General features: G+C 60.6%; 15 protein-coding genes. 14 read left to right on the top strand and 1 reads right to left on the bottom strand.

The window, feature by feature from the left end; genetic code table 11:
* The first annotated feature begins 43 nt into the window (after window positions 1–43).
* The 14 genes from nrdR to BUE38_RS09160 all read left to right on the top strand — a co-directional run bounded on the left by nrdR (window position 44) and on the right by BUE38_RS09160 (window position 12,872).
* On the top strand, window positions 44–538 hold the full coding sequence (gene nrdR, locus BUE38_RS09225) for a transcriptional regulator NrdR (RefSeq protein ID WP_073434907.1): 495 nt from the start codon (window positions 44–46) through the stop codon (window positions 536–538).
* Window positions 535–1,662, top strand: coding sequence for a bifunctional diaminohydroxyphosphoribosylaminopyrimidine deaminase/5-amino-6-(5-phosphoribosylamino)uracil reductase RibD (gene ribD / locus BUE38_RS09220; protein WP_073434906.1), 1,128 nt, complete (start codon window positions 535–537; stop codon window positions 1,660–1,662). Before nrdR ends, ribD begins: the two co-directional genes overlap by 4 nt.
* 214 nt (window positions 1,663–1,876) lie before the next feature.
* The gene (gene ribBA, locus BUE38_RS09215) at window positions 1,877–3,040 is read left to right on the top strand and encodes a bifunctional 3,4-dihydroxy-2-butanone-4-phosphate synthase/GTP cyclohydrolase II (RefSeq protein WP_073434905.1); all 1,164 of its coding nucleotides are present in this window, start codon (window positions 1,877–1,879) and stop codon (window positions 3,038–3,040) included.
* 110 nt (window positions 3,041–3,150) lie between these two features.
* Entirely contained in the window at window positions 3,151–3,651 is a 501-nt protein-coding gene (ribH, locus tag BUE38_RS09210; protein WP_073434904.1) for a 6,7-dimethyl-8-ribityllumazine synthase, read from the top strand.
* Window positions 3,648–4,166 (top strand): transcription antitermination factor NusB, encoded by a 519-nt coding sequence (gene nusB / locus BUE38_RS09205; protein WP_073434903.1) that lies wholly within the window; start codon window positions 3,648–3,650, stop codon window positions 4,164–4,166. The genes ribH and nusB overlap by 4 nt, the downstream gene beginning before the upstream one ends.
* 13 nt (window positions 4,167–4,179) lie before the next feature.
* Window positions 4,180–5,139, top strand: a complete 960-nt coding sequence (gene thiL, locus BUE38_RS09200; protein ID WP_073434902.1) for a thiamine-phosphate kinase — start codon at window positions 4,180–4,182, stop codon at window positions 5,137–5,139.
* Window positions 5,136–5,609 (top strand): phosphatidylglycerophosphatase A family protein, encoded by a 474-nt coding sequence (locus BUE38_RS09195; RefSeq protein ID WP_073434901.1) that lies wholly within the window; start codon window positions 5,136–5,138, stop codon window positions 5,607–5,609. Before thiL ends, BUE38_RS09195 begins: the two co-directional genes overlap by 4 nt.
* A gap of 55 nt (window positions 5,610–5,664) precedes the next feature.
* A complete protein-coding gene (locus BUE38_RS09190; protein ID WP_073434900.1) occupies window positions 5,665–6,948 on the top strand; it encodes a DUF945 family protein in 1,284 nt (427 codons plus the stop codon).
* Between the two features lie 139 nt (window positions 6,949–7,087).
* A complete protein-coding gene (locus tag BUE38_RS09185; protein WP_234986850.1) occupies window positions 7,088–7,606 on the top strand; it encodes a cupredoxin domain-containing protein in 519 nt (172 codons plus the stop codon).
* 24 nt (window positions 7,607–7,630) lie between these two features.
* Entirely contained in the window at window positions 7,631–8,296 is a 666-nt protein-coding gene (locus BUE38_RS09180; protein ID WP_073434899.1) for a response regulator transcription factor, read from the top strand.
* Complete coding sequence (locus BUE38_RS09175; RefSeq protein WP_234986848.1) at window positions 8,283–9,617, top strand: sensor histidine kinase; 1,335 nt, start codon at window positions 8,283–8,285, stop codon at window positions 9,615–9,617. Before BUE38_RS09180 ends, BUE38_RS09175 begins: the two co-directional genes overlap by 14 nt.
* Before the next feature lie 51 nt (window positions 9,618–9,668).
* On the top strand, window positions 9,669–11,510 hold the full coding sequence (locus BUE38_RS09170) for a copper resistance system multicopper oxidase (protein ID WP_073434897.1): 1,842 nt from the start codon (window positions 9,669–9,671) through the stop codon (window positions 11,508–11,510).
* Window positions 11,511–11,521: 11 nt separating this feature from the next.
* Window positions 11,522–12,292, top strand: coding sequence for a copper resistance protein B (locus tag BUE38_RS09165; RefSeq protein ID WP_073434896.1), 771 nt, complete (start codon window positions 11,522–11,524; stop codon window positions 12,290–12,292).
* Between the two features lie 157 nt (window positions 12,293–12,449).
* The gene (locus BUE38_RS09160; protein ID WP_073434895.1) at window positions 12,450–12,872 is read left to right on the top strand and encodes a hypothetical protein; all 423 of its coding nucleotides are present in this window, start codon (window positions 12,450–12,452) and stop codon (window positions 12,870–12,872) included.
* A 117-nt stretch (window positions 12,873–12,989) separates the two neighbouring features.
* Here the strand turns inward: BUE38_RS09160 and BUE38_RS09155 are convergent, their stop codons facing one another.
* Window positions 12,990–13,601 (bottom strand): c-type cytochrome, encoded by a 612-nt coding sequence (locus BUE38_RS09155; RefSeq protein ID WP_084541843.1) that lies wholly within the window; start codon window positions 13,599–13,601, stop codon window positions 12,990–12,992.
* Between the last annotated feature and the right edge of the window lie 3 nt (window positions 13,602–13,604).

The following is a 13,604-nucleotide window of genomic DNA, read 5'->3' as shown; positions in this document are numbered from 1 at the left end:
GTTACACTAGTCGGACAAGCACAGGAGCGGAAAACAACCCACTATGCACTGCCCATTCTGCGGAGCCCAGGATACCCGTGTGACCGATTCTCGCCTGGTGGCCGAGGGCGACCAGGTGCGCCGTCGTCGCCAGTGTGCCGAGTGTGGTGAGCGGTTCACCACCTACGAGACTGCTGAGCTGGTGATGCCGCGTATCATCAAGGCCGATGGCACCCGCGAGGTGTTCGATGAGGCCAAGCTGCGCGCGGGTATGTTGCGAGCGCTGGAAAAACGCCCGGTCAGTGCAGAGGCCATCGAGGCTGCGGTGGAACGAATTCGTCAGCACCTACGCGCCCGTGGTGAACGCGAAGTCCATGCGCGAGTGGTGGGTGAGGAAGTCATGGGAGCGCTCAAGCGCCTGGATCAGGTCGCCTATATCCGCTTTGCTTCAGTGTACCGAAGCTTTCAGGATATCGATGAGTTCCGTGCCGAGATCGACCGTCTGGCGCAGGAGCCGAACTTTCCACCGGATGGATCGACTCGCGGAGATGGCCGATGATAACGGCGCAGGATCATGAATGGATGGCCCGTGCCCTGCAACTTGCAGGGCACGGTCGTTATACCACCATGCCCAATCCGAGAGTGGGTTGTGTTCTGGTCAAGAACGGACAACAGGTCGGGGAAGGTTTCCACCGGCGTGCCGGTGGGCCGCATGCCGAGATCCATGCGCTGGAGGCAGCTGGGGAGCAGGCAAGAGGAGCCACCGCCTATGTAACCCTGGAGCCGTGCTCCCACCATGGCCGTACTGGCCCTTGCTGTGAGGCCTTGATCAATGCTGGAGTGGCCAGGGTCGTTGTGGCCATGGAAGATCCCAATCCGGTAGTAGCCGGTAACGGCAGTCGGAAATTGCGCGACGCAGGAATCGAGGTAGAGGTCGGTTGTCTCGAGGCTGATGCGCGGGCGCTGAATGTCGGCTTCATCACTCGCATGCTGGAAGGGCGACCGCGGGTGCGTCTCAAGCAGGCGATGAGCCTCGATGGACGCACCGCCATGGCCTCCGGGGAATCGCAATGGATCACCGGGCCCCAGGCGCGTCGTGATGTACAGCGTTTGAGGGCCGAGAGCTGTGCCATTCTCACTGGCGTCGATTCGATCATCTTCGATAACTCGCGACTGACCGTGCGTGCCGAGCAGTTGGGACTGGAAGACGCCGGGACCATTGCCGAGCGTCAGCCATTGCGTGTAGTGGTGGATAGCCAACTGCGCATGCCGCTGGCCGCAGCCTGTCTGAATGAGCCGGGACGTACTCTGGTCGTAGCTGTCGAGGGCGTGGAAAGTCTACGGCGTGCGCAGCTTGAGGCAGCAGGAGCCGACGTCCTTGAACTTCCGGCCGGGGCCGATGGGCGGGTCGATCTGGCCGTGCTGGTGGGATGGCTGGCTCAACATGAGCAATGCAATGAGCTGCTGGTGGAGACCGGTGCGACCCTGGCAGGGGCCTTGATCGATGCCGAGTTGGTCGATGAGCTGCGGCTGTATGTCGCCCCGACATTGTTGGGCAGTGAAGCGCGGCCACTGCTGGCGCTGGCGGGGATCCAGCGAATGGAGCAGCAGCGTCGGCTGGAGATTGTCGATATTCGCGCCCTGGGGCAGGATTGGCGTATCCTTGCCCGCCCGCTTTCCTGACTCTGGCGGAGATCGATGATTCGGGGAATGTGAGGGTTGTGCAGGAGGCTGGTGGGCGGTCGCTGACCGGGCATTCCCGCTCGGGTGGGTATCTTTCGTTTCGGCGTTACTGGCGCACGGCGTTCTACCACGGTAACCTGACGCCGTTTCCGGCATCTGCTGGCGGCCTCGGGTTGGCTTCGCCAGACAGCCGATTGGTTTCAAGGGAGACTTCATGTCGCACTCTTCAAGCAAGGGTATCGCCCCTATTGCCGAGCTCGTCGAAGACATCCGTCAGGGACGCATGGTCATTCTGATGGACGACGAGGATCGCGAGAACGAAGGCGACATCATCATGGCCGCCGAGAAATGTGAAGCGCAACACATCAACTTCATGGCGGTGCACGCTCGTGGTCTGATCTGCATGCCGATGACCCGCGAGCGCTGCCGGCAGCTCAATCTGCCGCTGATGGTGCAGGACAATGGCTCGGGTTTCGGCACCAAGTTCACCCTGTCCATCGAGGCCGCGGAAGGAGTGACCACCGGGATCTCGGCCGCTGACCGGGCTCGCACCGTACAGGCCGCGAGTGCCCGCAATGCGGTTGCCGAGGATATCGTCCAACCGGGACATATCTTCCCGCTGATGGCAGAGCCCGGCGGTGTGTTGCGTCGCGCTGGGCATACCGAAGCTGCCTGTGACCTGGCGGCCCTGGCCGGATGTGGCCCCAGCGGGGTGATCTGTGAGGTCATCAATGAAGATGGCACCATGGCTCGCCGGCCCGAACTCGAGCGTTTTGCCGAGAAGCATGGCATCAAGCTGGGTACCATTGCTGACCTCATCCACTATCGCATCCACAATGAGCAGACCGTGGAAGTGGTCGAGCAGTTGCCGGTGGATACTGCCTATGGGGAGCTGACGCTGCACGTGTTCCGTGACAGCATCCAGCAGGCCCATCATCTGGCGCTGGTCAAGGGCACACCGAGCCAGGAAGAGGTGACCACGGTGCGCGTGCATCTGGCCAACGAGATGCGTGACCTGCTGTGCCTGGTCAGGGGAGAGGATGTCTCCTGGCGTGCGCACCAGGCTCTGGAAACGGTAGCGAAGTCCGAGCGGGGCGTGTTCGTGCTGCTGGATGACGTCCGCCAGCGTCAGGATCTCAATGATCTGCTGCAGGTGTTCCTCGACCGTCGTCGTACGCCACGTGGCAGTGAATCGGACGGTGCCGGCAATTACCTCACCATCGGTACCGGGTCACAGATTCTGCGTGAGCTGGGGGTTGGCCGAATGCGCCTGCTCAGTTCACCATGGAAGTTCTCGGCGTTGTCCGGGTTTGACCTTGAGGTTGTCGAGCAGGTGACACCTGCTCAGGTAACCGGCGAGACTGACGACTCAGTCTGAATTCATGCAGCGGACGACCGATCATGTCGTCCGCTGTTAAATGTTGTTCAAGAGCGGCCTCAGGGCCGTTCGTACCGGCGTTGACGCTGGTGTTATCAGGAAGAATCAAGATGCACTCCATTTCCCAGGTCGAAGGTAGCTTTGTCGACGTCGAAGGCCGCTACGTCATCGTTGTGGGCCGCTTCAATCATCATGTCGTGGACAGTCTTGTCGAAGGCGCCGTCGATAGCCTGACGCGTCATGGCATCGATGCGGGAGCCATCGATATCGTGCACGTGCCGGGTGCCTGGGAGATTCCGCTGGCAGTCAAGCGTGTGCTTGAGGTTGCCCGTCCCGATGCGGTTATCGCCCTGGGGGCGGTGATTCGCGGTGGTACCCCGCACTTCGAACATGTCGCTGGCGAGTGCAACTCGGCACTGTCGCGCCTGCAGCTCGAATTCGATACCCCGGTCGCCAATGGTGTACTGACCGTCAACTCCATCGAACAGGCCATCGAGCGCGCCGGCACCAAGGCCGGTAACAAGGGTATCGAGGCGGCCATGGCGGCAATGGAAATGGTCTCGCTGCTGCGCTGTTTCGGTGATGAGGCGTCACAGGAGAGCGACTCATGAGCCGTGATCAGAAGGAGAGTCGCGAGCAGAAGGTGCCATCCCGTGCCCAGCAGGGCCGCCGTGCAGCCCGTGAGCTGGCTGTGCAGGCGCTCTATCAGTGGCAGATGACCGGCAAGTCGGTGACCGCGGTCGAGGCCGAATTCCGCAGCCAGGTGCCGGATGACGACCTCGAGACCCATGAGAACTGGCTCAAGGTCATGGAAATTGCCGACCTCGCACTGTTCCATGAGCTGCTGCACAACGTGGCGCGTTACCGGAAGGATCTGGATGCCTCGATTGCGCCACTGCTGGATCGTCGCCTCGAGGATATCGACCCCATTGAGCTGGCGATTCTTCGTCTCGGGACCTATGAGCTGTCGCACCGCCTGGACGTGCCTTACCGTGCCGTCATCAATGAAGGTGTCGAGTTGGCCAGGTCCTTCGGTGCCACCGATGGCCACAAGTACATCAACAGCATTCTCGACAAGCTGGCAAGTCGATTGCGTAGTGCCGAGGTAAGTGCCCGTCGCCGCTGAAGGTTGCGTTCTCATGCACGGTGAATTCGAGCTCATTACGCGCTGGCTTGCGCCTGACGCTGCCACCCTCGGCCCACAGTCCGGGGTGGCGCTGGGTGCTGGCGATGACGCTTGCCTGCTGGATCCCGGTGCCGGGCAGCAACTGGTGGTCAGTGTCGACACCTCGGTCGAAGGTCGGCACTTTCCTGCCGACGCACCGGCCTGGGCGGTGGGGCATCGGGCTCTGGCTGTCAGCCTGAGCGACCTGGCGGCGATGGGCGCGCGTCCTCGCTGGTGTTTGATGTCGTTGGCGCTGCCGACGGCTGACGGTGCCTGGGTCGCCGAGTTCTCCCGTGGCTTTCATGCGCTCTGCAGGGCCACGGACGTTTGCCTGACCGGTGGCGATGTCACTACCGGTGAGCGTGCGGTGAGCGTGACGGTGATGGGAGAAATTGCGGCGGGGCAGGCACTGCGCCGTGATGGTGCTCGTCCGGGGGACGTGCTGGCGGTGACTGGAGCGTTGGGTGGCGGCGCCGGTGGTCTGGCACGGTGGCAGGCGGGAGAACGGGATCTGGAGCGTGAGTTGCTGGCTCGCTACCTGCTCCCACAGCCGCGGCTGGTTGCCGGTCAATTGCTGGTCGGCAAGGCCACGGCGGCGATTGATGTTTCTGATGGTCTGCTGGCGGATCTTGGCCATGTACTCGATGCCAGTGGAGTCGGTGCTACGCTCGATGTGGAGTGTCTGCCGCTGGTTCCCGGGCTGACGGACGCGCTCGGTGAGACCGCTGCCCTCGATGCCGCACTGGCGGGAGGGGATGACTACGAACTGCTGGTGACTCTGGCGCCAGAGAGCTTCGACGAGGCACGTAGAGCCCTGGCCTCAATCGACCTCGAGCTGACGCAGATCGGCCATATCCATGAAGGGCAGGGCATTCAGGGGATTCCCCCCGATGCTCGCCGAGGATGGCAGCATTTTTCGGGAGGAACGCCGTGAACCGAGCTCCTGCAAGTGTCTGGCGCCGACCGACCCACTTTCTGGCCTTTGGTCTCGGGAGTGGCACTGCGCCATTCGCGCCCGGCACTTTCGGCACCCTGGCAGCAATTCCCTTCTATTGGCTGTTGTCCGAGCTGACACTCGGTTGGTATCTGGTAGTAATCGCCATCACCTTTGTCTGGGGTGTCTGGCTATGTGACAAGACCTCGCGAGATCTCGGCGTCCATGACCACTCGGGCATTGTGTGGGATGAGTTCGTCGGTTACTGGTTGACCATGGCCGCCGTGCCCTTTTCCTGGGAAGCCGCGCTCTGGGGCTTCGCTGTATTTCGAGTCTTCGATGTGATCAAGCCCTGGCCGATCCGGTGGGCCGACCGCCGTGTGGCTGGTGGCTTCGGCATCATGATCGATGACATTCTCGCGGGAATTTATGCGTGGTGCACCATGCACCTGTGGTTCTGGCTGCACTGAAGGTACCAGCTGACGTGGAGCGGCACTTGAGCAGTGTCGCCGAGTGGAGTGGGTGATGCGCAAGGAACGATGGATCGTCCCGGTCATAGTGGTGGTAGCGCTCGCCTGGGCAATCGCACAGTATCTCGCCAGCGTGCTGTTCGAACGTGAACTGTCGCGCGCCCTGGCCGACCTTCAGGCCCGTGGTGACCTGCGGCTGTCGCGCAGTGATATCGAGCGGGGCTGGCTGAATTCGTCCGGTGTCATTCATATCTACCCATTGATCGGCCATGCCTGGCATCTGGCACTTCCCTATGAGGCGCGCCATGGCGTACTCGATACCAGTATCATCGGCGATCTGCATATCCATGTCGGTGAGGAAGATCGTCTACTGTTCGGTGACTCCCTTGCCACGGCACCACCTTATTGGGAGGCGCATTACCGGACGCTCGGTGGCACCCTCAATGGTGATCTGAAGATCGCCCCCTTCGTGATCAGCCAGTCGCCACAGAATGATGAACCTCGCTCTCTGAGCTTCAGCGGGGGACGTATCCACTTCAGTGGTATCTATGGTGACTGGCGTGTGCAGTTGCAGATGGAACCGTGGCAACTCCGCGATGGTGACGACGCCGTCCTCGAGATAGGCCCGGCGGAGCTCGACAGCCGCTACGCCTACACCTCCGGTGCTTTGCACTTCAGCCAGCAGGATCGCCTGACCATCGATACATTCAGCCTGCAGCACCCTCTGGCCAGCATCGAAGGCAGTAATCTGGTGGTCGAGACGCGGACACTGCTGGATGACAGCGAACTGCGTATTCAGAGCCAGCTGAATGTCGGCGAGATTCGTTCCGGAGAGCAATTGCTGCTGGATGGCGTGGCTTCTGTAGAACTCTCGCGAATCAATGCCGATGCGTTGCGTGAACTGCTGACCTTGCTTCAGCAAAGAACCACCGGTGGCGGGACAGGTGATGATAGCTCGAAACAGCAGGAGCTCGATCAGGCCATGACCAGTCTCCTCAAGGACTCGCCGCGGCTGGATGTTACCGATGTAGCTCTCGACAGCCCCATGCTCGGCCTGTCGCTGAAGGGCGATGGCATCCTGGTTCTCGACTCCCGGCGTCTGGATGAACTGAGTCTGCTGGAGCTTGCCAGGCCGGCCATGTGGAACCGCTTCCTCAACCGACTCGATGGTGATTTCGAGTGGCGTGAGGTTCCGCCCATGGTGGCTCTCTGGATGGGACAGCCTCTGGGGACGGAGTCGTTGACCATCGATGTGGTCAAGGGGCGGCTATGGCTCAACGGGCGTCCGTTGCCGGCGGTGATGAAGGGGCGTCTGCCCTTCGTCACCGGTAATGATTGACCCCACTACATTCCGCACCTTTCTTCTTGCCATCATGGCCACATGAGGCCATGTCACAGAAGTTCCTGCTGACTGTTCAGCCCCGTTTCAGGTTGATGGCGTACAACAGAATCCTCTCGATACCTTCAAGGAGACTCCCATGTTGGTGAGCAGGACTATTCTGATGTGCAGGACCGTGCTGATGCGCAAGACCATGCTGGTTGGGATACCCAGCCTGCTGGTTGCAGGAATGGCTCTGGCTTCCGGGGAACACGGCAGCGACCATACCTCGGTGGGCAGCGCTGATATCGACCGTACCATTCGTGTCGAGGTCGGCGATATGTGGTTCGACCCCCAGGGGCTGCGTGTCGCGCCGGGTGAGACCATCAGGTTCGAGATCGTCAATGCCGGCAGCCTCGAGCACGAGTTTGTCATCGGCGATACTCATGCCCAGGCGGCACATCGAGAGATGATGCAGGAGATGGGCGGCGGTCACGACATGCATGAAATGTCGGGTGCCGGTCATGACGATGGCATGGGTTCGGTCACCATCATGCCGGGCGAGACAGCGGAACTGGTCTGGACAGCGCCTGACAATGCCGATGACCTGCAGTATGCCTGTCATATCCCCGGGCACTACGAGGCGGGAATGTCCGGGAGCGTCGAGCTTCAGCGCTGACACTGGTGAGACAGCATTCCAATCATGAAACTACTGCTTCTGGAAGATGATGAGCTGCTGGCCGAGAGCCTGGCCGACAGTCTGACCGGGAATGGATATCGCCTGGACCTGGCCGGGTCATTGAAGGTGGCCCGTGCGCTCATGGCCAGCGAGCATTATGAACTGGCCATCCTTGATCTCGGGCTGCCGGATGGATCGGGACTGGAGCTGCTTGCACAATGGCGCCGCCAGGGGCGAGACCTTCCGGTATTGATTCTGACCGCTCGTGATACCTGGGATGACAAGGTCACCGGTCTGGAAAGTGGCGCCGATGACTATCTGACCAAGCCCTTTCATGAAGCTGAGCTGATCGCCCGCATCAAGGCACTACTGCGTCGACGATCCGGTAATGTCACGCAACAGCTCTCGCTTAACGGCGTATCTCTCGATGAGGCAGGCCAACGAGTCAGTGTCGAAGGGGGACCCTGGATCGAGCTGACAGGGACCGAGTTTCTGCTCCTGCGTTACTTCATGCACCACCCCGACCGGGTCCTCTCCAAGGATCATCTACTCAATCAGCTTTATACGCTGGATCAGGACATTGCCGCGCCGAATCTGGTGGAAGTCTATATTGCCCGCCTGCGACGCCACCTCGGCAAGCCGATGATCCAGACCCGCCGTGGCCAGGGGTACGTCCTTGTTTCGCATTGATCTGCGCAGCCTGCGTACCCGGCTGCTGCTCTGGCTGTCCGGCATTGCCCTGCTGGTGGTGGGGGCGACCTGGATATTGCATGGCATTCTGCTGGCGGATCTGGCGCGAGATTTCCTGGGTGACCGTCTGGCACGGGAAGCGGATCATGCCATCGAGATTCTGGAGCAGGAGCGTCCTGCGGCGAGGGAGGCTCGTGAGTCGTCGCAATCGCAATATCGGATTCTTCATCATCTCTATGTGTTGCGGGTCGGTGAGCAGGTCACGGCTTCGGATGACCAATTGCTGCAGACTCTGACGCCGCTACTCAATGAGGCGGATGATGCTGTGGTCGAGGTAAGGAATGGCGAGCAGCACCTGCTGGTGTATCGGCGGCATTTCCGTCTGGCGGGAAACACCGGAGTGCTGTTGCTGGGTGAGGACTTCTCGAGGGTGGAGGCGGGGCTCGGGCGACTCCACTGGTGGGTGGCAGGGATCGCCGCCGGTGTCCTGATGTTGTTGGTGGTCCTGAATCTGCTGGCGATCAATGGTGGCCTGATACCGCTGTCGCGCATCCGTGACGAGTTGGAGGCATTGCAGACGGGCCAGCGTGAACGGCTCTCCACCGATGTGCCGTCGGAGCTGGATCGTCTGGTGGCCCAGTTCAATCACTTCCTGGACGAGATCGATCGTCGCCTGAAACGTTCGCGTGACTCGGTAGCCAACCTGTCCCATGCGCTGAAGACGCCGTTGGCCGCCGTCACTCAGGTTCTGCGCGGCGAGCGCCCCATTGATGCACAGCGTCGACTCAAGCTCGTGCAGCGTCTTGAGGACGTTCATATGCAGTTGGATGCCGAGCTGCGCCGTGCTCGTATCGCCGGCCCCCATGCCGGTCGACTGGGTAACCTGGAGCGTGACAGTACTCGGCTGATCGAGATGTTCCGCAGTCTGTATCCCCAGAAGCGATTCCATCTGGCCTTACCGGACGCGGCTGATCGACCAGTACCTATCGAGTCTCAGGACCTCTCCGAGATGCTCGGTATTGTTCTCGACAATGCCGGGAAGTGGGCCAGCCATGAGGTACATTGCCACCTCGAGGCGGCGCGGGATATCAGCATCACGGTAGAGGATGACGGCCCCGGAGTCGCCGACGAGGATCTGTCACGCCTCGGTCAGCGGGGAATGCGTCTCGACGAGCAGAGCCCCGGTTATGGACTGGGACTGTCGATCCTGCGACAGCTGGTGGCTCGTTACTCCGGCCGGGTCTGGTTCGAATCCCGCTGCGGCGCCGGCCTGCGCGTCAAGATAACTATTCCCGTCAAGGAAGGTGGCATTCAGCCTTGATTCAGCTTCTCTCGTCATCATGGGGATATGGCAGATTGACGGGAGTCACGCATGGCAACTTCAAGCATCACCCCCCCTTCGGTGTCGCGCCGCCAGTTGTTGAAGGGCGGCATGGCACTGGGTACGGCAGCGGCACTGGCGCCGGCCTGGGCTACTGCATGGGGGCAGAGTAGCGGGCCTGGTGGTGAGCACGGCAACATTTATGCCAACGGGATTGAGGAAGGCCCCGAGGTATCGCTGGCCATTCGCCGAGAATCGATCCCCATTGATGGCCAGCCGGCCAGGCCGATCAGCATCAATGGCTCCAGTCCGGGGCCGTTGGTGCGACTTCGGGAGGGGCAGGATGCCGTGCTCAGAGTCACCAACCTGCTTGATGAGCCGACCTCCATCCACTGGCATGGCCTGATTCTGCCTGCAGAAATGGATGGTGTGCCGGGACTGAGTTTTGCCGGTATCGCGCCTGGCGAGACTTTCACCTATCGCTTTCCTGTGCGCCAGAACGGCACCTACTGGTACCACAGCCACTCCGGCCTGCAGGAGCAGCTCGGACATGCCGGGCCGTTGATCATTGATGCCGCCGAGCCGGAGCCCTTCAGCTACGACCGCGAGCATGTTCTCCTGCTGACTGACTGGACCTTCGAGTCCCCCATGACAGTCTTCCGCAATCTGAAGATTGCCGAGGGTTACTACAACCATCAGGAGCGCACCGTCGCAGACTTCTTCGCCGATGTGCGCGACAAGGGGTTCGCCGCGACCGCCGAGATGCGCAGCATGTGGGCAAGAATGCGTATGAGCTCGCGGGATATCGCCGACGTTACCGGCAGTACCTACACCTACCTGATCAATGGGCATTCTCCCGGGGACAACTGGACTGCACTTTTCAAGGCTGGCGAGAAGGTACGCCTGCGAGTGATCAACGGTTCAGCGATGTCGTACTTCGATGTGCGTATCCCGGGGCTGACGATGACAGTGGTGGCCGCGGATGGCCAGCCCGTACAGCCTGTCCCGGTGGATGAGTTCCGTATCGGAGTCGCCGAGACCTATGACGTCCTCGTCACACCGGATAGCGACCTCGCCTATACCATTTTCGCCGAGACCATGGATCGTAGCGGTTACGCACTTGCTACCCTGGCACCTCGTCAGGGGATGAGAGGGCAGATTCCCGAGCGCCGTCGGATTGCGGATCGTGGCATGGAAGCCATGGGCGCACACGACATGGACGGTATGGACCACTCCGGCATGGACGGTATGGATCACTCCGGCATGGATGGCATGGATCACTCCGGCATGGACGGTATGGATCACTCCGGCATGGATGGCATGGATCACTCCAGTATGTCGGGAATGGATCATGGCGCGATGGGGGGGATGGCAGCCGAGCGGGAAGTGGTGAACACCAACGGCATGCTGGCAGCAGGGCAGGCGCAGCCCGGCTCACGATACGACCAGGCCGGCATCGGGATCGATCCTGGTGAGCGCCGTGTGCTGGTCTACCGGGATCTGATGGCGCTGACTCCCTGGCCAGACCGTCGCGCGCCAGGGCGCGAACTCGAGCTGCACCTCACCGGCAACATGGAACGCTACATGTGGTCCTTCGATGGCCGCAAGTTCAGCGAGGTGACCGGTCCCATTCATTTCGCGAAGGATGAGCGGCTCAGACTGATCCTGATCAACGACACCATGATGGAGCACCCCATTCATCTTCATGGCATGTGGATGGAGCTGGAAAACGGCCACGGTGAGCTGATTCCTCGCAAGCATACCCTCAATGTCAAACCTGGTGAGCGCGTATCGGCACTGATCACGGCAGATGCCGAAGGTAGTTGGGCGTTTCACTGTCATCTGCTCTACCACATGGAAGCGGGCATGTTCCGTGTCGTCCAGGTCGCATGAAAGGAGAGGATATGAACAACAGAATTCCCGGACTGACGATTGGCGCCATCCTCGTCATGACGACCTTTTCCGTTGCTCAGGCAGAAGATGGCTATGATGTTCCGGCTGACTGGCCTGCGCCGATGGTGGAACACAACACAGGCATGGTGTTGTTCGACCGACTCGAGTACTCCATGCCTGACAAGGGGGAGCAGGCCATCGTCTGGGACCTTCAGGCCTGGTATGGCGGCGATATCAACCGCGTGTATCTGAAGTCGGAGGGCGAGAATGTCCAGGCGGATGGGGAAGACGCCGAGTTCGAATCACTGGAGTTGCGCTATAGCCGGTTGATTGCAGACTTCTGGGAGCTGCAGGGCGGGGTAGGTTACCAGGGCGGTGTCTTTTCGGACGATCATGAAGAGCGCACCTATGGCGTGATGGGTCTCCAGGGCACGATGCCTTGGCTTATCGAAGTTGATGGCGCCCTGCAGGTCAGTGATGAGGGTGATATTGCCCTGAGCCTGGAAGGAGAATACGACTTGCGCGTGACTCAGCGACTGTATCTGCAACCGCGCACGGAAATTTCCGTGGCGGGTAGTGAAGTCGAGGAGTTCGGAGTCGGCAAGGGGCTCAACAGTGTGAAAGTAGGAGCACGATTGCGCTATGAAATCACCCGCCGCTTCGCCCCCTATATCGGTGCCTGGTGGGAGAAGCAGTACGGTGATACTGCCGACTTCTCGCGAGCCACAGGTGATGCCACGGAAGACACCGGTGTGGTGGCTGGGGTGAGACTGATGTTCTGAGATGACAAATCAACTGGAACTCATGGAAGCTGACTCGATGAAATGATCAGAATGCCACCGAAAGGTGGCATTTTTTTACCTGAAAATCCGAGGTTCAGCTCAGATTCAGACTGTCCTGGTAGCTTGTTATTGTCATCATGAAATCAGGAGTATCCCAATGAAAATCAAAGCTGTTGTTTATGCAATTGCAGTGGCGCTGTCGACAACGGTATCGACGTCGGTAGTGGCGAGTTTCGGAGGTGGTTCAGATACGCTTCCCAAGCTGGAAAGAGGCATTTCCACCACGCAGATCCTGTCGCTCAAGGATCCGAAACGCTATGAGATAGAGTTCGATCGCTCGACCATGTTGCGAGTTTCCAGTGAGCAGTTGCCTGGCACAGCGGGTACTGGGAGTTTCATCAGTGCCACGCTGTATGACACCAGCGGTCGCAGTGTTGCCGAATCATCAAGCTATCAGGGAGAGTTGTATCTTTCCCGTCAGCTTGAGCCGGGAGTCTATCGACTCGAAGTCTCGGGCTGGACGCCTTCGGGAAAGTCAGATGGCTTGAGCAACCGATATGAGCTGCATGTTGATTATTGAGGGGACATGACCCGGTAAATCGCTTGAGCTGATAGAGCCGGTAGAAATCCCGAGGCGAGTCTGGTGGCTCGCCTCGGGATAACTGGCAGAGGAGGACTGGGAAAGGGGGAGCTGCGATCACTCTTCCCAGTGAGCGAGATAATGGGCCAGGGCCTGGATCTCGTCGTCGGATATCTCGCGCATGACCTCGATCATGGTGGTATCGGGGCCACCCCGGGTGTGTTCGCGATAGGCCAGCATGGCCTGCTCCAGGTAGTCTTCGCGCTGGTGAGCGAGGCGCGGCATCTGCTCATGGCCCGAGAAGTCCGCGCGGTGGCAGCTGGCGCAGCGATGCTGGTTGGCCAACTCCTGCCCCTTGCCCATCAACTCAGCATCCGGCTCCTCATCCGGAGTCTCCAATGGCTGATCCGCATACCAGGCGGCCAGGGCCTGGATCTCGGCATCACTCAGGCCGCGTGCCATAGGCGTCATCAGATCATTCTGCCGTAGGCGCTCGCGGAAGTAGATCATCTGGTTGGTGATGGTCAGCGCCGGCTGACCAGCCAGCGAAGGAGTGCCTGGCTGGGGGGAGTTGCCATCGGCGCCATGGCACGCAGCGCAGACCTGAATCTGCTCCTCCAGCGGCAGGCCGACCGCCGGTGAGTCCTCGGCGACAGTCGGTCCGGCCAGTGCCAGACCGGCTACAGCGATCAGCAAGCGCCCGAAACGGGCGCTCATGGGATGCGGCATGGT

This window comes from Halomonas cupida, assembly GCF_900142755.1.
GTDB lineage: Bacteria > Pseudomonadota > Gammaproteobacteria > Pseudomonadales > Halomonadaceae > Halomonas > Halomonas cupida.
Note: the sequence above shows the minus strand (reverse complement) of the source record. Positions and strands in the feature narration are given on the sequence as shown.